This window comes from Vibrio sp. JPW-9-11-11 (assembly GCF_013369335.1).
Lineage (GTDB): Bacteria > Pseudomonadota > Gammaproteobacteria > Enterobacterales > Vibrionaceae > Vibrio.
Genome location: NZ_SZQJ01000005.1, coordinates 182,480 through 204,318, shown reverse-complemented (window position 1 = coordinate 204,318; position 21,839 = coordinate 182,480). Strand labels below are relative to the sequence as shown.

Annotated in this window: 15 protein-coding genes; 12 read left to right on the top strand and 3 right to left on the bottom strand. The window is 46.1% G+C overall.

From position 1 onward, the window contains the following. Window positions 1-11: 11 nt before the first annotated feature. Window positions 12-497, top strand: coding sequence for a YajQ family cyclic di-GMP-binding protein (locus FCU94_RS06790; RefSeq protein WP_176287790.1), 486 nt, complete (start codon window positions 12-14; stop codon window positions 495-497). A 48-nt stretch (window positions 498-545) separates the two neighbouring features. Here the strand turns inward: FCU94_RS06790 and FCU94_RS06785 are convergent, their stop codons facing one another. Continuing rightward, window positions 546-1,481, bottom strand: a complete 936-nt coding sequence (locus FCU94_RS06785; RefSeq protein WP_176287789.1) for an NAD(P)-dependent oxidoreductase — start codon at window positions 1,479-1,481, stop codon at window positions 546-548. 460 nt (window positions 1,482-1,941) lie between these two features. On the opposite strand from FCU94_RS06785, the gene FCU94_RS06780 reads away from it, so the two are divergent. The 6 genes from FCU94_RS06780 (at window position 1,942) to FCU94_RS06755 (ending at window position 7,431) form a co-directional block, all read left to right on the top strand. Next, window positions 1,942-2,970: an amino acid ABC transporter substrate-binding protein gene (locus FCU94_RS06780; RefSeq protein ID WP_176287788.1), complete on the top strand. Its 1,029-nt coding sequence runs from the start codon at window positions 1,942-1,944 to the stop codon at window positions 2,968-2,970. A gap of 80 nt (window positions 2,971-3,050) precedes the next feature. Then, window positions 3,051-4,253, top strand: a complete 1,203-nt coding sequence (locus FCU94_RS06775) for an amino acid ABC transporter permease (RefSeq protein WP_176287787.1) — start codon at window positions 3,051-3,053, stop codon at window positions 4,251-4,253. Between the two features lies 1 nt (window position 4,254). Beyond that, a complete protein-coding gene (locus FCU94_RS06770) occupies window positions 4,255-5,352 on the top strand; it encodes an amino acid ABC transporter permease (RefSeq protein ID WP_176287786.1) in 1,098 nt (365 codons plus the stop codon). A gap of 22 nt (window positions 5,353-5,374) precedes the next feature. Continuing rightward, window positions 5,375-6,124 (top strand): amino acid ABC transporter ATP-binding protein, encoded by a 750-nt coding sequence (locus tag FCU94_RS06765; RefSeq protein WP_176287785.1) that lies wholly within the window; start codon window positions 5,375-5,377, stop codon window positions 6,122-6,124. Between the two features lie 188 nt (window positions 6,125-6,312). After that, window positions 6,313-6,975: a Bax inhibitor-1/YccA family protein gene (locus FCU94_RS06760; RefSeq protein WP_176287784.1), complete on the top strand. Its 663-nt coding sequence runs from the start codon at window positions 6,313-6,315 to the stop codon at window positions 6,973-6,975. A 126-nt stretch (window positions 6,976-7,101) separates the two neighbouring features. Continuing rightward, a complete protein-coding gene (locus tag FCU94_RS06755) occupies window positions 7,102-7,431 on the top strand; it encodes a TusE/DsrC/DsvC family sulfur relay protein (protein WP_176287783.1) in 330 nt (109 codons plus the stop codon). A gap of 6 nt (window positions 7,432-7,437) precedes the next feature. On the opposite strand, the gene yccX is transcribed toward FCU94_RS06755, so the two are convergent. Beyond that, window positions 7,438-7,710: an acylphosphatase gene (yccX, locus tag FCU94_RS06750; protein ID WP_176287782.1), complete on the bottom strand. Its 273-nt coding sequence runs from the start codon at window positions 7,708-7,710 to the stop codon at window positions 7,438-7,440. Window positions 7,711-7,805: 95 nt separating this feature from the next. On the opposite strand from yccX, the gene FCU94_RS06745 reads away from it, so the two are divergent. Both FCU94_RS06745 and FCU94_RS06740 read left to right on the top strand, forming a co-directional pair. After that, entirely contained in the window at window positions 7,806-9,209 is a 1,404-nt protein-coding gene (locus FCU94_RS06745) for a methyl-accepting chemotaxis protein (RefSeq protein ID WP_176287781.1), read from the top strand. Window positions 9,210-9,306: 97 nt separating this feature from the next. Beyond that, on the top strand, window positions 9,307-10,500 hold the full coding sequence (locus FCU94_RS06740; protein WP_176287780.1) for a class I SAM-dependent methyltransferase: 1,194 nt from the start codon (window positions 9,307-9,309) through the stop codon (window positions 10,498-10,500). 126 nt (window positions 10,501-10,626) lie between these two features. Here the strand turns inward: FCU94_RS06740 and FCU94_RS06735 are convergent, their stop codons facing one another. Then, window positions 10,627-19,011, bottom strand: coding sequence for an Ig-like domain-containing protein (locus FCU94_RS06735; protein ID WP_176287779.1), 8,385 nt, complete (start codon window positions 19,009-19,011; stop codon window positions 10,627-10,629). A 419-nt stretch (window positions 19,012-19,430) separates the two neighbouring features. On the opposite strand from FCU94_RS06735, the gene FCU94_RS06730 reads away from it, so the two are divergent. The 3 genes from FCU94_RS06730 (at window position 19,431) to FCU94_RS06720 (ending at window position 21,803) form a co-directional block, all read left to right on the top strand. Then, a complete protein-coding gene (locus tag FCU94_RS06730) occupies window positions 19,431-20,735 on the top strand; it encodes a TolC family outer membrane protein (protein ID WP_176287778.1) in 1,305 nt (434 codons plus the stop codon). A 1-nt stretch (window position 20,736) separates the two neighbouring features. After that, window positions 20,737-21,348 (top strand): OmpA family protein, encoded by a 612-nt coding sequence (locus FCU94_RS06725; RefSeq protein WP_176287777.1) that lies wholly within the window; start codon window positions 20,737-20,739, stop codon window positions 21,346-21,348. A gap of 101 nt (window positions 21,349-21,449) precedes the next feature. Next, window positions 21,450-21,803 carry a DUF2750 domain-containing protein gene (locus tag FCU94_RS06720; RefSeq protein ID WP_176287776.1) on the top strand — a complete coding sequence of 118 codons (354 nt, stop codon included), beginning with the start codon at window positions 21,450-21,452 and terminating at the stop codon, window positions 21,801-21,803. Window positions 21,804-21,839 lie beyond the last annotated feature (36 nt).

Sequence of the window (21,839 nt, the reverse complement as noted above, 5' to 3'; positions counted from 1 at the left end):
GGACACTAAAAATGCCATCATTTGATATTGTTTCAGAAATCGATACGGTTGAGCTGCGTAACGCGGTTGATAACGCCTCTCGCGAGCTCTCTACTCGCTTTGACTTTCGAGGTGTCGACGCCTCTTTCGAAATGCAAAAAGATGAGTCAGTCAGAATAAACGCGGAAGGTGATTTTCAACTTAAACAAATGCGCGATATTTTACGTGGTCACTTAGCAAAACGCGGTGTTGACGCAAATGCAATGGAAGCGAAACCAGAAGAAGCCTCAGGTAAAAACTGGCACCAAATCGTCTTATTTAAGCAGGGCATCGAAACACCGATGGCCAAAAAGATCGTCAAGCTGATTAAAGATAAGAAGATGAAGGTTCAAGCTTCAATCCAAGGTGAAAAAGTACGCGTAACCGGTAAAAAACGTGATGACTTACAAGCGGTAATCGCGGTTATTCGCGAAGCCGAATTGGGGCAACCTTTCCAATTTGACAATTTCCGCGACTAAAGATAAGCAACAACTGAAGACAACAAAGGCTGAATTCTCAGCCTTTTTTTATTCTTTTCCGAGCAGCAATACCCTGTCATTGGCTTGCATAAAAGTCACACGATTGGCTTTAGGTGACATAAAAACAACGACTCTCAGTTGCTCTGCCTTGGCACTTTGCAACAGCGTGGCCAACTGTGCTTCATTGGTGACTTCAACTCGTTCTGCATCTCGGCGCACCAAATCGACAAACGCGAATGGGCACTCGTGGTCAAACAATACCAGTTCTGCCTGTTGCATCAATCTCAACGCTTTCAACGTGAGTAGTTCAACATCACTGCCATACTCGACCCAAGTAACGCTTCCTTTGTCTACGACATCGCTTTCTAGTGTTTGTTGATACGCACGTTCCAGCTCACTATGGTTCAGCGCACTTGCTACATCCGTTCTAGCAAAGAAACGCTCCCAAAACTTACGTCGTTCATCCACTGAAGGCAGCTTGTGTTTAATGTCATTCCTCTTCGACGCAGCAAAATCAGCTTGAAGCGCTAAATTTTGTGGCAGTACACTTTCTAGTTTCTCGCGCACGTTACGAATAAGCACTGGCGCAGCGCCGCCACTAGAAATCGCTAACTGAATTCGACCTCGATTGATGATGGAAGGAGTAATAAAGTCACAATACGGTTGATCGTCAACCACATTCACTAAAATGCCCTTGCGTTTTGCATCATGGTGAACTTGATGGTTGAGGCTGGGGTTATCGGTTGTCGCCCACACTTGTACATACTCGGGTTTCAGTAAGTCTTGTGAATAAAACCCTTGTATCCATCGACACATGTTTTGTTCGATTAATCCTTCAAGATAAGGCTCAATCTGCGGCGATATAATCGTCACGGCAGCGCCTGCTCTAATGAGGCTATCCACTTTTCGGCTCGCGACTTCACCGCCACCTACCACCAATACGGGTTTACTTTTTAAATCTAGAAACAGTGGAAAATACTGCATTTCATTCCTTGAATTATAAAAAACGTCTTTGCGCATGATACTAACAAAAATGGGGCATGAGATTCATGTGATTTCGATCATAGCCATAATTAATGACCAAATTTCATACTAAGTTTGGTGATTTCGACCAGATTGAGATATCCATTCAACTTTCTAAATCTATATGTATTGATAATTTTGTTACACCATCCTGTCGCACCAGTTTTGTGAAGTGTTGCACTATTTACATTTAAGCAACATTTCGCCATTCTAGTGGCTGTCAGGGTTTGTGAGTTCTTTCAAAAATCTTTTTAAATTATATATTTGAGAAATTACGAATCCTTTCCTACGCTTATAACTGGTTGATTTAGTTGAGACTCGAGTACGAGCAAAAACAACCTGATAAATAATGAAACACAACATTTCAAACCTTGTATCAGGATTACCCTGAACAAACATGGATCATACAGGAAGGATACAAATGGCACATAAACTAACACTTCTTGCTTCAGTAGTAGCTGCATCTACTGCACTTATGTCTACAGGCGCTTCTGCAGCTGATAGCACGCTGGATAAAGTAACTAAACAAGGATTCATTACTTGTGGTGTAAGTACTGGCTTGCCAGGCTTTTCTAACCCTAACTCAAAAGGTGAATGGGAAGGTATCGACGTAGAGTACTGTCAAGCGCTAGCAGCAGCGGTTCTAGGTGACAAAACCAAAGTTAAATATGTTCCACTTACAGCGAAAGAACGCTTTACTGCGCTTCAATCAGGTGAAATCGATGTTCTTTCGCGAAATACAACATGGACTCTCCATCGTGATACAGCCCTGGGTTTGAACTTTGTCGGCGTAAACTACTACGACGGTCAAGGCTTCATGGTTAAGAAAGACCTAGGTCTGAAAAGCGCTAAAGAACTCGACGGCGCATCAGTCTGTGTTCAGTCTGGTACAACAACAGAGCTCAACTTAGCTGACTACTTCCGTAACAGCGGTATGTCATACAAACCAGTGGTATTTGATACTGCAGCTCAAACCTCTAAGGGCTTCGATGCAGGCCGTTGTGATGTGCTAACAACTGACCAATCTGGTCTTTACGCGCTGCGCCTAAACTTACAAGACCCTTCATCAGCGCAAGTATTGCCTGAAATCATTTCAAAAGAGCCTCTAGGACCTGTAGTACGCCAAGGTGACGACCAGTGGTTCAACATTGCTAAGTGGACGCTATCTGCAATGGTTAACGCAGAAGAGTACGGGATCACTTCGCAGAATGCAGATGAAATGCTTAAGTCAACCGATCCAAACATCAAGCGTATTCTTGGTGTCGATGGTCCAAAAGGTAAAGGCCTAGGTATTCGTGACGACTGGGGCTACCAAGTAATTAAGCAAGTTGGTAACTATGGTGAAAGCTTCGAGCGCACTGTTGGTACGGGTTCTCCACTACAGATCTCACGTGGTGTGAACGCGCTATGGAACGCTGGCGGCTTCATGTACGCTCCACCAATCCGTTAATCGACAAGTTATTAGTAACGAGAGAAAATGGGCGGTTTAGGCCGCCCTTTTTATAAAAATGGATTTGAGGTTATAGCTGTATGAAACCTACTAATGTTGCGGCGAAATCGGATAACGGGCCGAATTCAAACGCTAACCTTTTTTACAATCCCACCTTTCGAGCTGTTGTTTTCCAAATCATTGCGATTGCAGCGCTTGTTTTTTTCTTTTACACCATTGTCAATAATGCTCTTACCAATTTGGAGTCGCGTGGCATTGCGACTGGTTTCGATTTTCTCACGCAAGAAGCAGGGTTCGGGATTGGCCTAACGCTAATTGAATATGATGAGACATACTCGTATGGGCGAACATTTGTCGTTGGTCTACTAAATACCGCTTTGGTCTCTTTTTTCGGCATCATTTTGGCAACAATCATCGGCTTTGTCATGGGCGTGGCTCGCTTGTCGTCTAACTGGTTGGTTAGCCGTTTTGCTGCCGTCTACATTGAGATTTTCCGTAACGTTCCTCTACTGTTACAAATATTCTTTTGGTACTTTGCGGTACTACAAGCTTTGCCATCGGCTAGACAGAGTATGAGCCTGGGCGAAGCGATTTTCCTCAACGTTCGCGGCCTATACTTCCCTGCCCCTGTGTTCGAGGCAGGTTCATCAGTTGTAGTGGCCGCTTTGGCCATCGGTATTGTCGCAACAGTATTTATCAATATCTGGGCTAAAAACCGCCAAAAGCTGACTGGGCAGATAACACCAATGGGCCGCATTGCTTTAGGGCTTTGTGTCGGTTTACCTGCTGTTGTGTACTTTATTATGGGCGCGCCGATCAGTGCAGAATACCCTGAGTTGAAAGGCTTCAACTTCCGCGGAGGGATCAGCATAATACCGGAGTTAGCAGCACTGCTTCTAGCGCTTAGTATCTACACAGCATCTTTTATCGCTGAGATCGTTCGCTCTGGCATTAACGCAGTAAGCCACGGGCAAACTGAAGCGGCGATGTCACTGGGTTTGCCTCGTTCTCGCACGCTTAAGCTTGTTGTTATACCTCAAGCACTGCGGATTATTATTCCGCCACTCACCAGCCAGTACTTAAACCTGACCAAAAACTCTTCTCTGGCGATGGCGATTGGCTACCCAGACTTAGTTTCCGTGTTTGCAGGGACAACCCTCAACCAAACAGGTCAGGCGATCGAAATCATCGCTATGACCATGGGTGTTTATCTTACTTTGAGTTTAATTACCTCAGCATTGATGAACTTGTACAACCGTAAAGTGGCCCTGGTGGAGAGATAATATGAAAGTACATCAATTTCAGCCAGATCTGCCACCTCCAGCGAATACTGTTGGGGTAGTTGGATGGCTGCGAACCAATTTATTTAATGGTCCGGTGAACTCCATCGTGACAGTGATTTTGGCCTATCTGTCGTTCACGTTACTGTGGAACATCTTCGATTGGGCGTTTTTAAACGCTGATTGGGTGGGCACCACTCGCGACGCTTGTAGTCGCGATGGGGCATGTTGGGTATTCATTAGTGTGCGTTGGGAGCAATTTATGTATGGCTTCTACCCTCAGGAAGAGCTTTGGCGCCCTCGCCTATTCTACATAACCTTAGCGATTTTCACTGTGCTTCTTGCTTATGAGAAAACGCCGAAACGTATGTGGATTTGGTTATTTTTCGTCAACATCTACCCGTTTATCATCGCTGGCTTATTGTATGGGGGTGTATTTGGCTTAGAAGTGGTGGAAACCCATAAATGGGGTGGCCTACTGGTTACGCTAATCATCGCGCTAGTCGGTATTGTTGTCTCTCTACCTATTGGGGTGGCGTTGGCATTAGGACGACGCTCTGACATGCCAATTATTCGCAGTATCTGTACCATTTATATCGAAGTATGGCGTGGCGTTCCGCTGATCACCGTATTATTTATGGCTTCAGTCATGCTGCCTTTGTTCCTTGCCGAAGGATCAGAAACCGACAAGCTTATCCGCGCTCTTATCGGTGTGGTGATGTTCAGCTCAGCTTACATGGCTGAAGTGGTGCGAGGTGGTTTGCAGGCGATCCCTAAAGGTCAGTATGAAGCGGCCGACGCTCTAGGCTTAACTTATTGGAAAAAAATGGGACTGATTATCTTGCCGCAGGCATTGAAAATCACTATCCCTTCTATCGTGAACACCTTTATTGGCTTGTTCAAAGATACCAGCTTGGTACTTATTATCGGTATGTTCGATGTACTCGGTATTGGTCAGGCTGCAAACACTGACCCTGAGTGGTTAGGTTTTGCAACTGAAAGTTATGTATTTGTCGCGTTAGTGTTCTGGGTATTTTGTTTCGGCATGTCGAGGTACTCGATATGGCTAGAGAACAAACTTCATACCGGTCACAAACGATAATCAGAAAGCTCAAGGACGTATTATGACGCAGCAACAAGATTACATGATCCAACTAAAGGATATGAACAAGTGGTACGGTGAGTTTCACGTACTAAAGAACATCAATTTAAACGTACAAAAAGGCGAAAAGATCGTTATCTGTGGGCCGTCAGGCTCTGGGAAGTCCACCATGATTCGCTGTATTAACCGTTTGGAAGAGCACCAAAAAGGCCAAATCATTGTTTCTGGAAACGAGCTCACCGATGATTTAAAAAACATCGAAGCCGTTCGCCGAGAAGTGGGTATGTGTTTCCAGCACTTCAACCTCTTCCCCCACCTAACTGTGCTTGAGAACTGTACTCTGGCACCGATTTGGGTAAAGAAGATGCCAAAAGACGAAGCTGAAGCCATTGCCATGAAGTACTTAGAGCGTGTAAAAATTCCTGAGCAAGCAGATAAGTACCCAGGCCAACTTTCCGGCGGTCAGCAGCAGCGTGTTGCTATCGCCCGCTCGCTTTGTATGAATCCACAAGTAATGCTATTTGATGAACCTACATCTGCACTCGATCCAGAGATGGTACGTGAAGTATTAGATGTTATGGTTGAACTAGCGGAAGAAGGCATGACCATGCTGTGTGTGACTCACGAAATGGGTTTTGCCAAGGAAGTGGCTGACCGTGTGATCTTTATGGACGCCGGGGAAATCATAGAAGAAAACAACCCTGTTGATTTCTTTGAAAATCCCCAATCGGATCGCACACAAAACTTCTTAGCTCAGATCCTGCATCACTAAGCAATTGATAATTACAAGGGCGGCTTCGGTCGCCCTTTTTAGTTGTTATATTGTGTTACATCTTTCAAAATGCATAAGTTTCTATTTCTATTATTATTTTACTAACAACTAGACTCGTTGGGGCTTGATCTTTTTACCAATAAGCCTCATATATGTCGGTATAAACATAAAACCTCACGAGGAAGATTATGAACAGTCCTATGTTTACCCGCACTTCTACACAAGAAAGTGCTCTGCAAACAAACAAAGTATTGCGTAACACCTACGCTCTACTCTCTATGACACTGCTATGGTCTGCAGTTGTTGCTGGTGTTTCAATGGCGATGAACCTACCTCGTCCTGGTCTCATCATCATGCTAGTCGGTTTTTACGGGCTGCTTTTCCTAACAGAAAAGAACCGTAACAATAGTATGGGTCTGGTTTTTACATTCCTGTTCACCGGTTTCTTGGGCTACACCATTGGTCCTATCCTCAATGCCTATATCGGCGCCGGAATGGGTGATGTGGTACTGATGGCTCTAGGCGGCACTGCACTGTCATTTATGGCAGCATCAGCATACGCACTAACGACCAAGCGTGACCTGTCTATGATGGGCGGCCTAATGCTATCGTTGTTCGTTGTTCTTGTTGTAGGTATGATTGCGAGCTTCTTCATTCAGTCAACCATCCTACATTTAGCGATGAGCAGCCTATTTATTGTCTTCTCAACGATGGCGATTCTGATGACCACACAAGGCATCATTCGCGGTGGCGAAACTAACTACATTTCAGCGACAATTACGCTGTATGTATCCATCTACAACATCTTCATCAGCCTATTGAGCATTCTAGGCATCATGAATGATGACTAATTTGTCGTAGACATCTCGCGATTCCAAAGCCCGAAAGCTAACCCTTTCGGGCTTTTTCTTGCTATCTTATTCAATCAAGGTATGCTGCGTTACCCTATCGAACTTCACAATATTTAGGATCGTAAAATGTTTGAATACAACGGCAAACAAATCGAAACTGACGCTCAAGGTTATCTACTTAACCACACAGATTGGGAAGAAGGGATGATTTCGATACTTGCAGAACAAGAAGGTATCGAATTGACCGATGCACACCTCGAGGTTGTACACTTTGTGAGAGACTTTTATGAGGAGTTCAATACATCCCCCGCAGTGAGGATGTTGGTTAAAGCGATGGAGAAAGCACACGGCCCTGAGAAGGGAAACAGCAAGTATTTATTCAAGTTGTTCAAACAAGGCCCAGCCAAACAAGCCACAAAACTTGCTGGATTGCCTAAGCCGGCTAAGTGTCTCTGATCTCGCTTAGAGTATTTTGAAACCTTTGTAAGGTTTATAGGCAATAGGTTCACGAACAACGGAGTCAACTTTGGCGGTTCGTGGCCCTTTTTCCAACCAAGCCGCTAAGTTGTCTATCTTGCTTTGGTCACCGCAAGCCACTACCTCTACCTCACCATTGCTGAGGTTCATCGCATACCCAACCAAACCTAACTGCATAGCTTGATGTGCTGTGTGATAACGAAAACCAACACCTTGCACCAGACCTGATACTGTGAACTTCTCACAACTTTGTTCCATTAGACTTACCTCAATTAATCCGTCAGTGATATATTCTTATTGTTCTATTCCCTCCCATTATTGCTTTATGGGACGCCAAACTGGACATAATAATTATGAAAGAAATACCTTTTCGCTGGATTGACAAATATCTCATTCATCTAAAAATTCAAGAGAAGTTTTATTTGCTTTTCCTCCTGCCTGTCGTCGCGCTTATCGTTTTAACACTCGTCCTCGATAATACCGCCGATCAAATGTTGGCATTACTATACCAAGAAGAACTCGGCTTGATGCGCGATCTCATCGAAGCGGGTAACCTTTCAAAAGATCAAGTGGCAGCCATTATTAATAATTCCGAGTCCATACACTTTGGGTCTGGTGTCGGCTCAATGAGTGTCAACAATGGTGCATTCAGTTTGGTAGCCAGCCATGATCAAGACCTTTGGTCTGCTATGTCCACCACACACATTGTTATCGTCCTTGTTACGCTCTCTTTAATCGCGCTGGGCGTGTACTACATTATGACCTTCATTGGCGGTGCGATGTTCACGATGAACAAGGCGCTCAACACGTTAGCTTCCGGTGATTTAACCAGCCGTATGAACTTCTTCAAGGTCAGAGACGAATTTAGCGAAATCGCCATCACAATTGATAAAGTCGCTGAACGCGAACAGAACATGGTGATTTCAATACAAGAATCAATCGCGCTCATGCAACAAATTAGCTCCGACCTAAATCAGTCGAATCAACAAAGCGCCGAGGTGTCTGGCACTCAGCAAGAGCACCTGAACTCACTGGCCAGTGCCACAGAACAAATGGCCTCGACCATACGCGAAGTTGCCAACCTCGCTCACGACTCTAGCACCCAAACAGAAGATGCCCGTAGCGTGGCCAAACAGGGCCAACAAAAGGTAGAACATACCCTTGGCTCTATTTCTAAGCTATCGAAAGAGATTCAGTCGGCCTCTGAAGCGGTCGCAAAGCTGGATACAAACGCGGCAAAAATCGACGAAGTAATCACCACGATTAATGCCATTTCTGAGCAAACTAACTTGCTGGCACTCAATGCTGCGATTGAAGCGGCTCGCGCCGGTGAGCAAGGTCGCGGCTTCGCCGTGGTTGCCGATGAAGTTCGTGCTCTTGCGGGTCGCACCCAACAAGCCACGGTAGAAATTCAGACCATGATCGAGGCGCTACAGGGTAACAGCCAGTCCTTAACTCAGCTGATGGACACAACGGTTGTCAATGCCGCAGAAGGCCAAGAATTAATGTCTGAAGTCGACGTTGAAATTGGTTCTTTAGCCGAGAAAAACCAATCTATTTCGGATAGTAGCATGCAGATTGCAACGGCGGCGGAAGAGCAAGGCGTCGTGGCTGACAGCATTGCAGCCAGCGTAGAGGAAATTCGTGTTCAGGCAGACAATGTTCACAACATGATTAGCGCAACCAACGCCAACATCACTCAACTGCGCAGTCAAAGCGACCAAATGGAAGCGTTATTGACCGGGCTTAAAGCCTAACCTTCTTGAGCCGCTAACTCGCGGCTCTTTTATTTGCTTTTCCTTAGCAGTTCTTCCAAAATACCCCTCCTTTCGAAATAGACTATTGAGCAGTGCAATGACTCCAGCTATCTACCTTGTTAAAGGCCGTGATAAATCTCTTCGCCGCAGACACCCTTGGGTTTTCTCCCGTGGCATCCATAAGGTTGAAGGCGAACCGAAACTCGGCGAGACAGTAGACATTTTTACTCATGATGGAAAATGGCTGGCGAGAGCGGCCTACTCACCAAGTTCTCAAATCCGTGCTCGTGTTTGGAGTTTTGAAAAGGAATCGATTGATAAGGCATTCTTCATCAAGCGCATTCAAGACGCTCAGTTGCTACGTGAAGATATTATTGAGCGCGATGGACTAACCGGTTATCGGCTTATTGCAGCAGAGTCCGATGGTTTGCCAGGCATAACTATCGACAAGTATCAAGATTTCTTAGTATGCCAACTACTTAGCGCAGGGGCGGAGTTCCATAAACAGACTCTCGTCGACGCGTTAGTTGAATACTTTCCTGGGTGTAATGTGTACGAGCGTTCAGACGTAGCGGTACGAAAAAAAGAAGGACTTGAAGAGACTGTTGGCGTTCTTCACGGCATAGAGCCGCCAAAATCAGTCGTTATCGAAGAGAACGGTGTAAAAATCAGTGTTGATATTATCGGTGGCCACAAAACCGGCTTCTACCTTGATCAACGTGATAGTCGCCAACAAGCGATGAAGTATGTCAAAGATAAAGAAGTGCTTAATTGCTTCTCTTACACTGGCGGTTTTGGCTTGTACGCGCTTAAAGGCGGCGCCAAGCGCGTGATCAATGCTGATGTCTCTCAGCCAGCGCTGAATACCGCTAAGTACAACGCTGAACTCAACGAGTTTGATATCTCTAAAAAGCGTGCGGTATTCCTTAACGCTGATGTATTTAAACTGCTACGCGAGTACAGAGATCAAGGCACCAAGTTTGATGTAGTGATCATGGATCCGCCTAAGTTTGTTTCTAGTAAGAACAACCTCACCTCTGGGGCCAACGGCTATAAAGACATCAACATGCTGGCGATGCAAATCCTAAAGCCCGGTGGCACACTATTAACTTACTCTTGCTCAGGCTTAATGAGCGGTGAGCTATTCCAGAAAGTGATTGCTGATGCTGCAGTGGACTCAGGCCGACAAGTAAAGTTTGTCGAGCGCTTTGAACAAGCCGCTGACCACCCAACCGACAGTGCCTATCCAGAAGGGTTCTACCTAAAAGGGTTTGCTTGTAAGGTGTTGTAGTTGCGAGTTTCGAGAAAATTCTGAAGGGTTGGCACCTGGTGGTGCCAACCCTTTCTTTTTACTGGTGCTGAGTGATACACAGCCTAAGTAACGAGCATTAAAAAAGGGCCTTGCGGCCCTTTTTGTTTAGCTCTCTGGAAGATTAGTAAACAGAGAGTTGATCAAGTCATTGAGAGACTCTCCTGTTATCTGCCCATCAGATAAGCTACTGAAGGAATTATCAACACTATTAACTGTTATCGTAACATCTTTATCCGAGTCAGTAATATGAATCTCCAGCTTATTATCATCTAGCTTGTCCACTGAAAGATGCTCTAAGAGCTTCTCCATAGTGTCATCTTCTATTAGTAGTTGCGAAACATCTATATGATCTTGACCAACTTGGAAGTCGGTAATCGTGTCTGTTTCAGTACGGCTATCATTAGGCGTTTGGTCAACCCACTTAAAGATATCCGCATCTTCACCGCCAGTCAGGATATCGTTACCTAGGCCGCCGATTAAGATATCATTGCCGCTGCCCCCCGTGAGGAAGTCATCACCTAAGCCGCCATCAAGTACATCATTACCTGAATGACCGAGGATAACGTCATCACCATCAGTTCCTCTTACTTGATCGTCACCAGTAGAAGCAGTGAAAGAAGACGAATCAACACGGTTAACCTGACCATTGTGGCTGACATTTAGTGTTACCAACTGCTCAGTCGTTTGACCATTGGTATCCTCGACCATCAGTACGATCTCAAATCCAACAGCCTTACCTTCGTCAATTGGCGGCGCAGACTCACTAGGCTGGAAGTAGTAAGAACCATCTGAACCGATACGGAACACACCATATTCAGTATCAACAACCAGTTCATTACCGACTGTATCTTTGGTGAAGGTCAGTCCAGAAGGCATAACAGATACATCGCCATCTTGGTTGATAAACTGTGCCACTTGCGCATTTGACTCGTCAATCACGATGGCAGCCGCCTCAGCACCTGCAATCGCCATCAACAAGCTGCCCGCTTGACCGATTGTTGGACGTAGCTGTGGCAACTTAGCCCTAACTTCATCATCAGGTATATAAATCACCTCACCAGAGTCGCCAGCGATTTCTTTAAGATCGGTTTTAGGAATCTTATCTTCGCTACCAACACCGACGACAGTGACATCTTTACCCTCAATAAAGTCAGCCCATAGGCTTTCAGCTGGGTCAGCCCATCCACCATTATTTTCACCATCACTAATAATGAAAATAGAATCCTGAGTATCCCCATTAAGATCGGTTACCTTGTCATCCTGATACCCATTCACAATGGCGTAGACTGCTTCTTCGTAGTCTGTCCCTCCTGCTGGGTCAAACACACCTTTGTAGCTGCTCTTTTCCAAACCATCTAATGCGTCATTTAACAAGGTTATTGCATCTCTGATGTTGTACCACCCCAGAGAGGTCGCCTTACTATCTGGTTCATGCTTACTGTTAGAGTATTGATTGTCAAAGTCCACCAACTGAACGAGCACATCTTTAGAACCTTGTTGCGCTTGGACACCTTCTAGCATCGAAACCGTTGCCTCTAAGACCAACTCGATACGCATTGTGTGCTTATCATCATCTGAGGCATTTGATAATGGTTTCTGATTCATACTACCTGAAGAATCAATAGCCACTGTGATCAAGGTGGTTGGCAAATCACCGCCTTGATCAGCCACGACATCTGCACTTGCTGCACTATTCACCGTGGTCGTGTTGCCTATTTGGTCACTTTCCAAGCCACTCTCTTTGGCGACGGCAGTAACATTAATATCCAAAGAATCTGTTGACTGGTGCTTAACGGCTAGGTTGTCATAGTTCACGGCCTTAGTAGACTGACCAGTCACATCAATGACCCAATCATCGCCGTCTCTACTGCCGATAACCTCACCCGTAACCTTGTCGACAATTTCGGCGTCATCCGGCAAACCATTAATGCGCACTTCATCAAGGTACTCACTACCATCTCGGTCCGATACAGACGCTGAGATATTTAACTCAGTAACTACGTCCTGGACTACCGTATCCGTACCATCCGCATTAAGCTCGACGATAGCATCGGCAAAGATGAGGCGCTCTATTTCATACAGATGATCACCGGTCTGCTCCCAACCAGTTCCGCTTCGAGCGGACGCATCTCTGCCTGTTGAGTCAAAGACAGCCCATTGTTCAACGTTTCCGCCGAAATCACCGTTGTTGACTAATGTGTAGTTAGATAACGAACCTGAGTAGATAACGGTGTCAACACCATCGCGATCAGTTGTAGACCAAGAGTCGTCACCGTCAATCTTGTCATCTCCGGTGCCACCAACGAACACATCATCGCCATACTTTCCATACATAGTATCAGCTTGATCACTACCGAATAGAACTTCAGCTCTATTCGTGCCCGTGGCACTTCGGTTGACCTCCTCAACTACCCCTATAACACCCAGTGCAGCTTTATCAGCTTCAGACAATGCTTCACCATTAACCAGTTTGGTGTGAAGCGCAGAGTCCATCGTTACGTTAGTTGTAACGCTATCACCGAGTACTACCGTTAGATTTGGTGCGTCAGCGACAGGAATGACTGCAAGATTGAGTGACTCAGTGGCTCCTGTATTGGTGGTGTACTCGATTGCTGGAACACTGCCTGACCAATTGCCTGTTGGCTCAAAGCGGTACTGCCCATTTGCATCGATAGTAAACGTACCTTCATCAAGAGCTATCGACTGATCCACCTGATAGTCAGTGCCATCAATCTTAACGCTTACCACTTGCAGCACATCGTCAGCATCGCTGTCGTTAGCTAATACGTTGCCGCTAATCACTTGATCTTCATTGCCAGAGTTGGTGTCGCTCTCTGTTAGCGTAGGCTCGTTTTCATGCACCACAACCTCGAGTTCGAGTGATGATTGCGCTTGACTGTCGTTATCTTTCTCAGAACTTACCGCTGTTACTGTTAAGGTAAAGTCTTCATGGCTGCCAGGAGGCGGCGTAACCGTCAAATTATCGAGTGCCCAATCAGTCACACTAATTGGCTGGATAGGCTGACCATTTTCATCTGTCTCACCGCTTATTAGGATAGTATTACTGCCATCACTGATAGTGGCCCCCACAGGAATACCAGAGAGCAGAATAGATAAAGCTTCTGAACCGTCAGTGTCGGTCAACGAGGCATCAATTTCAGACAATGGAATGGCTGTATCTTGACGCCCTTCATTAACAGAATATGTCTCGTAATACTCGACACCATTGTCATCAGTCTGCAATGCAGAAAGGCGTACGTCGGTATCTTGCGCTGAACCGACGTCGGTCACGATCGAAAGCTGGCTATTCGCCAAGTCAACAGGGTCGGCACCATCGATAGATACATCAACGTTAAAGTTGCCATCTCCACTTTGGTTGTGGTGGTAAATAGCGATTGGGTAGTAGCCAGACTCGGTTGGCGTAAACGCGCTACCCTGAATATCACCGCTCGATACGCCCCAACGACCCTCATCGACCAATATTCCACCCAAAGTAATCGCAATGCTATCATCTCCTCGACCAACAAAATCGTAAGAAACGTTGGCCTCCAGGTAAATGAGTCCAGTTACTATGACGGCTTGATTCGGGTCAGTCGCTGTGCTCGCACTATCTTCAGCATTATCCGTCGTAGACCGCGCCGCATCCGCTTTATCCAGTTGAGATAGCTGCGCAATCAAATCACTACCTGGTACACCTCTTCCGGCACCATAAGTCGTGTCATCGACAACCACATTATCCCAAGTCGCGACATTAAACTCCTGCTGCGGCAAATCAGGATCCGGCGTATTTAGGCTTAGCTTTGGTGCATCAGCGACAGGTGTCACATTGATAGTCAACGTGGCTGATTCACTCATGTTGACACCATCAGAGGCCTCAAATCCAATTTGGCTGCTACCCGACAGGTTATTGTCTGGTACAAATCGTACCTCGTTATTATCAAATGTTGCCTTATCCAACTCTTGATTTTCTGCTACCGCTTGCCAGCCATCATTCCCATCATAATATTGTAACTGTCCACCTTCTGGCAAAGTGGTGATGGTAACGGACAATGTAGAATCCTCTGAATCACTGTCAGCAACGCCTAAAGAGGCCCAGCCAATAAGGACCGTTTCATCTTCATCGGTGATAACTGCAGTTGGATTAACGACTGGCGCCGTATCTACATGATAGCCGCCATCCTTATTGTCTCCACTAGCGGCTGTCATTGCCGTAAAGGCGTTTCCAGCTTGATCCTCACCAGAAACACTTGCGACCAAGGTTGCGTCGGCATCTGATGCTAACTCGCTACCCGGAACACTAATACGGTATGTACCATCTGCTAAAACATCACCTGTGTACGCACTAACAGGGCTACCATCACCAGCATCGAGAGTCAATGTAACCTTATCTCCTGGCTCGGCATCACCATCGACACGACCTGTAATGACAACGTCTTCGGATGCCTCTTGCGCATCGAGAATGTCGTCGCCGGCAATCGCGTGAATTGATATTGTGGCCTCAGAACCAGTATCAACAGTCACTACTAGTTTAGTGGAGGTTGCTGTGTTACCTGCATCATCAGTAACTTTCACGCTCCACTGCTGACTACCGCTAACAACTTCACTATTTGGAGTGAAGTACCAGACCCCGTCAATCTGATCTAAATCGCCTTGAACGACGACGCCACCTTTAAATACCTCGATGCCTTCGGCAGCGACATCACTATCAATATTACCCAGAGCAAAGGTCGGCGTTGTATCTTTCGTGATGTTATCTGTAGCACTGTCACCCGTATCACTTGATGCAACCAGATCAATCGTTGGTGTGGTGATTGAGCTATCCGTTGTTGAACTGTTGACGGTGATCACGCCGCTATCTTCACCCTTATCGCTATCCGTAGCAGTGTAAGCTATCTCTTCTGATACAGTAGCATCAACAATATCGACGCCTTGTAAGGTAATGTTTGAGTTATGACTGGTATCTTCTGTACCACCTTTGGTGGTAAACACGCGGATTTCATCGAAACCATCCTCATAATGGATATTGGCAACAAACTCGCCTGAGCCATCATGAACTGAAGGGTCAACACTATCATCGAAAACAAACTCGACAGGCTCTCCGGCTGCATCGGTAACGACTTGACCATCTTTAAACAGTAAAATGTGAATCTGCGCGTCTGCGCTATCACCGTGTTCGTAGTTACCCCAGATACTACCGATAGAAACATTTGCCTGGGTAATCGTGATATCAGTGTTATCCCCACCAACGTTCGAAAAATCTACCGAGATAAAGTCTTTGTCTTTTACATCGATCTCTTGGTCGCCAACACCGAGCCCAGTTTCCCCGTATTTACTGTCGTAGTAAAGATTTGCCGACGTTTCATTTCCGTTGCCATCTGGACGAGCACCTTCAAAGTGACCGCCAGTGATCACGACACCATTGTCTGAGGTAAATTCAGAGACGGTATTGTCGGCGACATCAAAGTCTTCTGACGCATCAAAGCTCATAAACTCATTAATATCATCACGAAGCTGATATTCTACGACATCACTTTCACTTATTTGCGTTCCAGTTGTTACTTCCGTTCGATCATCACCGTCAACGATGTACAAAGTGCCTAACGCTGGTTCTTGATCAATTGATACCGTCAACGCATCTTCATCTTCTTGGTCGGTAACATGCTCATCGAAGATAAAGTTAACGCTTGACTGACTCCCAAGGTCAACAGTGAAGTCGTCTGCTTCAGGCCCATTATTCATCGCCAAAGCATCGTTATCACTGAACGTTTGGTTGTTACCATAATCAAGGGTTGCAGAGACGTTAAGTTCACTGTCAACAGAACCAGAATCAATAGAGAAACTGAATGTGCCATTCGTGATGTGATCTTGGGTGAGCGTAATTGGGCTTTGTTCAATTGCTTGCCCTTCCGCCATGATGATCAATGTCGCACCAGCCACTGTACCGACCGGCAAACCAACCGTATAATTGATGGTACTGCGATCGCTGTTGATTACCTCATCTTCATCTCGTTCGATCTCAATCGTTGGTGAGAACAGTTCGTCGAAGGACTTCTTATCGCCACCTTCAAACTCGAACTCCTCAAACTCGATAAAGGTGTTTACATCACCACTGCCAGTATTCTCAGAAACAGTCACAGAGCCGTCGGCGTTTAGCACGATACTCGCTTGCTCGATGCTGAAATCAAACACGGCTTTGTCAGTCCCTGCACCACCGTCAGCAACCATACTGTCGTTTGCGTCATCAACGTTGACTCTAAGAACATCGTCACCATCACCCAGTAAGACAAAGTCATCACTGCCTTCGTTAAGCGCAGGATCAAAGTCGCCATGGTAATAGTGTACTGTATCGCTTAGATCGCTCTCGTTACCAGCAGCATCGACTTGGGTCGCCGTGAAGAATTCATTGTCGTTGATTTGAGTATTGGTTAAATCTGAAATATCAAATGACCAATTGCCCTCATCATCTACAGTAACAGTACTATTTTGATTGATTAAGTTACCATCTTCATCAAATATCTTGATCTCATGACCTGGCTCACCTGTGCCATGCAAGGTAACGACTGAATAGTCGCTATCCGATGAATCGTCGGCAATATTGGTGATGATCGGAACGATTGGGGCTAGTGTGTCTTTCTGCACATCATCAGTGATGTTATTCACCGTGTTGCCATCTTGGTCTGTGAACGTCGCCGTCGCCGTCAACGTGCCATCTTTCTGGCCGCTCACGTCCACGCCTTCTATGGTGTACTGGCCTGCTGCGGTGCTGGTCACGCTGTACGTCTTGTCGCCGTCCGTTGCCGTGACGGTGCCGTCGGCTGCCCACGTCAGCGTCAACGTGATGTTGCCGGTCGTGTTGTCTTCATCGCTGATGACCACTTCCGCCGTGCCTGACGTCACGCCTTCGCCGAAGTTCACCGTGATGTCCGCGGTTTCTGTGGCGTTGATGACCTCTTCACCATTCTCATCGGTGATCGCGACCGTTGGGGCGCCGTCTTCACCCGCCTGGCCGTAGACGGTGTCTTTCTGCACATCATCAGTGATGTTATTCACCGTGTTGCCATCTTGGTCTGTGAACGTCGCCGTCGCCGTCAACGTGCCATCTTTCTGGCCGCTCACGTCCACGCCTTCTATGGTGTACTGGCCTGCTGCGGTGCTGGTCACGCTGTACGTCTTGTCGCCGTCCGTTGCCGTGACGGTGCCGTCGGCTGCCCACGTCAGCGTCAACGTGATGTTGCCGGTCGTGTTGTCTTCATCGCTGATGACCACTTCCGCCGTGCCTGACGTCACGCCTTCGCCGAAGTTCACCGTGATGTCCGCGGTTTCTGTGGCGTTGATCACTTCTTCACTGCCGTCGGTCTGACCGCTGTTATCTGTGATGATCACCGTTGGTGGCATGATGCTGCCATTGTCATCGCCGTCTTCGCCGTACTGAGTATCCAACTCGAACCCAACTTCGTTTGAAACCGGACCCACATTACCCTGCGGATCTGTAATTTGCCCTTCGTATGTATACGTGCCATCTTCTGGTGTAGGAACTGTAATGACGATATTGCCGTTGTTGAAATCATCTCGAGTGATTACACGCTCACCGACTTGTTGGCCATTTTGGTCACGCAGAACCAAGGTATCGCCAACACCTGTTCCGCGCGGAAGTTCGATTGAAACTTGAATACCATCACTCGCCTCAACGGCATTAACTAAACCGTCTTCGCCAGCTTCAGGGATCGAGATAATCGGTGTTTCGTTGACTGGTTGAATCGTCACGTTCACTGTGAGCGTGTCCGTACCTCCATTTCCATCTGAAACCTCAACAGTGAAGCTGTCACTTCCATTAAAAAATTCATTTGGCGTATATGTCCAAGTTCCGTCAAGGTTTACGACAGCAGTACCATTTGAAGGAGCAGAAGATTGAGAGAAAGTCAGGATGTCTTGGGCATTTTGGTCGGTGGCAACTAAGGTGCCACTGATTGGTGTGTCTTCATCTGTAGTAATCGCTAGGTCATCAGCTAGAGGATTGTTGTTAAGGTCAACAAAAACAGGTTCAAATAAACGAAATTGTTCTAGCAGGGCAAGGCTTTGGGTTTCGGAAAGGCCTAAAGACTGAAAACCTTCCGTACTGAAATCAGTGCGGGCAATGCTTTCTGCACCGTCTCGAGTGATAGAAGCTGAAGCCGTTAAGCTCGAGCTGCTCTGCCCACCTGCGGCGGTGGCAAAATCTTCGCCTAACTGAGTCGGATCTTGGCCTTCTTCTAACGCAGCGAAAATGTCTTCAAGTTCAGCAGTGATGTCTTGATTCTCACCGTCTTCGTTGACTTGTTCCACTTGAAAAGGCAACGACTCTGAGGAGAGCTGCTCATTACCTTGAACAATCAGTTCGCCAGGTTTGGGAAGTTCACCCTCAGCGAGTACACGGACGTTGCCGTTGATGTCGATGACGATAACCTGATTAGCGGCTAGATTTCCCATTGCTACGTAAGTACCAAAACCCATAATGTAAGCCCTTTATCCTTGACTGCTTTTTACTTCAATAAGATTACCGACAAATATTTGGCAATCTATAGATTCATATACGCTATAAATTAGCATTATTAACAATTCTGCCAAACAAGTTTTTTGAATAAATGCCACGTAAAACACGATACAAGTTGCATTTCTCAACAATGAGAACATGAATAAAGATCTCACTTTTTGACGCATTCTCACCCAGTGTCGTAATTTTAACCACATTTAATTAACAAGAGTGTTGACGCTCTACTTTTTAAATAAGTGCAACCTAATTTTGTCGAATTTGATTAGTTATCTTGCTTTATGAGTGTTATTTTATTGGCGCCAATGATGGGTTTATCTCACAAATGAGACAGTTAAGTTGAGTAATATCCTCAATTACGAGCACTTCGAGGAGAGTCAGAGTGAAATGGAATAAGTTGAAAGTACTAAGTTGCGCAGTGGCACTTAGCTTTCCTGTACATAGTCAAACATTAGAACAAGCCGTCGCACATACCATTACAACCAACCCTGAAATCAAGGCGTCGTTTAACGAGTTCAAAAGTAAGTATTATGACGCCGAAGCATCGACAGGCGCGTATATGCCTAAACTCGATCTCGATGCTGGTATTGGTTACGAAGAGGTCGATCTAGCGTCTGGAACAGAGAATGAGTTGACGCGTAAAGAAGCGACCTTATCTCTGACACAGCTGCTATGGGATGGTTCGGCGACCCTTAACGATATGGATCGCACAGCCGCTGATGCGGAATCGGTTCGCTTTCAGCTTTTTTCAGACGCTCAAGACATCGCTCTTGAAGTCACGAAAATTTATCTCGATGCGACCAAGGCTTATGAAGTATTGGCCCTATCAGAAAGTAACTTAGCGGTACACAAAGAAATCTATCAAGACATCAAGAAACGCGTCGACTCTGGTATTGGTTCCACCGCTGACTTATCTCAGGTTGAAGCGCGTTTAGCCAAAGCACACGGTAATCTACTTGCTGCGCAAAACAATCTTTTTGATGTTCACACACAATTTAAGCGTATTGTTGGTCAAGCCCCGCAAGGCCTCACCTTTCCGCGTGCCGACCAAACGGCTATTCCCTACACGATAGACGAAGCACTGCAACAAGCTTTCGATGAACACCCTGTGATTAAGATCGCGCAGGCCGACGTCGACTCTGCTCGCTTCCAGTACGACCAGAGCAAAGGGGTCAACTATCCAACGCTATCGATTGAAGCGAATCAAACTTGGCGCGATGATGCCGGTGGTATCGAAGGCGGTAGTGATGAGTTTTCTGCGATGCTGAGAATGCGCTACAACCTCTATAATGGCGGTTCAGATTCTGATCGTACCGAGAGTGCGGCCTATCAACTGAATAAAGCGAAAGATTTTCGCGATCGTACTTTCCGCAGTGTTGAAGAAGGGATCAGACTCTCTTGGAGTGCACTTGATCTTACCGTGCAACAAAAAGAGTTCTTGGCTGACCACGTAGACTCGGCATCCGACACAGTGATCGCTTACGATAAGCAGTATCGATTAGGCAAACGCACCCTACTTGACTTGCTCAACACAGAAAATGAACTGTTCGAGGCCCGTAAAGGTTATCTTGATGCCAAGTATGATGAGCAGTATGCAAAGTACCGTGTCATGAATGCAACGGGTAATTTGCTTGCCGCATTACGCGTTGACACCCCTGAAGAGTGGAATGAGGAAGTAGAGTACTAATATGAACAAGACACTTTTATCACTACTTATCACTGCGACGATTCTCTCCGCTCCCGTGATGGCACAAGATGAGTACGATTACATCGAGACACCGACACCGAATCAGATCGACGACCTGTTGGATGATGATAAAGATGGCGTGATCAACGCTCGCGATCTCTGCCCTCAAACACCACGAAAGGCCGAAATTGACAACGATGGCTGCGGTACGTTTATCAAAACGGAAGAAGAGTTAAATCTGCACATCTTGTTTGCCAATGACTCATCGGAAATTCAACCTGCTTTTTCAGCACAAATTCGTGAAATGGCGGAGTTCCTTGAGAGTTACCCATCGACCTCAATCGAGCTTCAGGGTTATGCCAGTAAAGTGGGGAATGCTGACTATAATTTAGCGCTATCGGAAAGACGCGCCAAGGCCGTTGAGGCGTCACTGCTAGCAAATGGTGTAAGCTCTAATCGCGTACGCATTGTCGGTTTCGGTGATACTCAGCTTGAAGCCTATGGTGATGACGAAATCAGCCATGCACGCAATCGAAAAGTCGTCGCTACCGTTGTTGGTCACAAAGGCGATGTGAAAGAAGAGTGGACAATTTTTTCCAAGATTGAAAAGTAACCGCACATAACGAGAAAAGGGAGCAAAAGCTCCCTTTTTTATTGTTGATAACCATTGATGGATGCTACCCTAGCGACGATTCTATCTAAGAGAGCTATCTAATGAGCAAATTAACTTCTGATATTCAAGCAAACCTAGAACTTTTCGTTGCAGAAACCCAGCAAAACAAGTTGGTTTGGGGTATGCGAAATGAAGAAGGCTGGCTATCGTGCGATTCAACCGAATTTGAAAACAGCGAAGTAATGCCTTTTTGGTCTTCTAAAGAAGATGCAAAAGCGCACAATGTTGAAGAGTGGGCTGATTTCGAGGTGTTAGAAATCCCGTTAGATATCTTTGTTGAAGATTGGTTGCTAACCCTTGCAGAAGATGGTGTGTTGGTTGGAACAAACTGGAATGACCAACTTGAAGGCAAAGAGATGGAACCGTCAGATCTTGCTAAAATGTACCTTGCGTAACCATTAAGCTTCGATACAAAAAAGCGTCCAACCAAG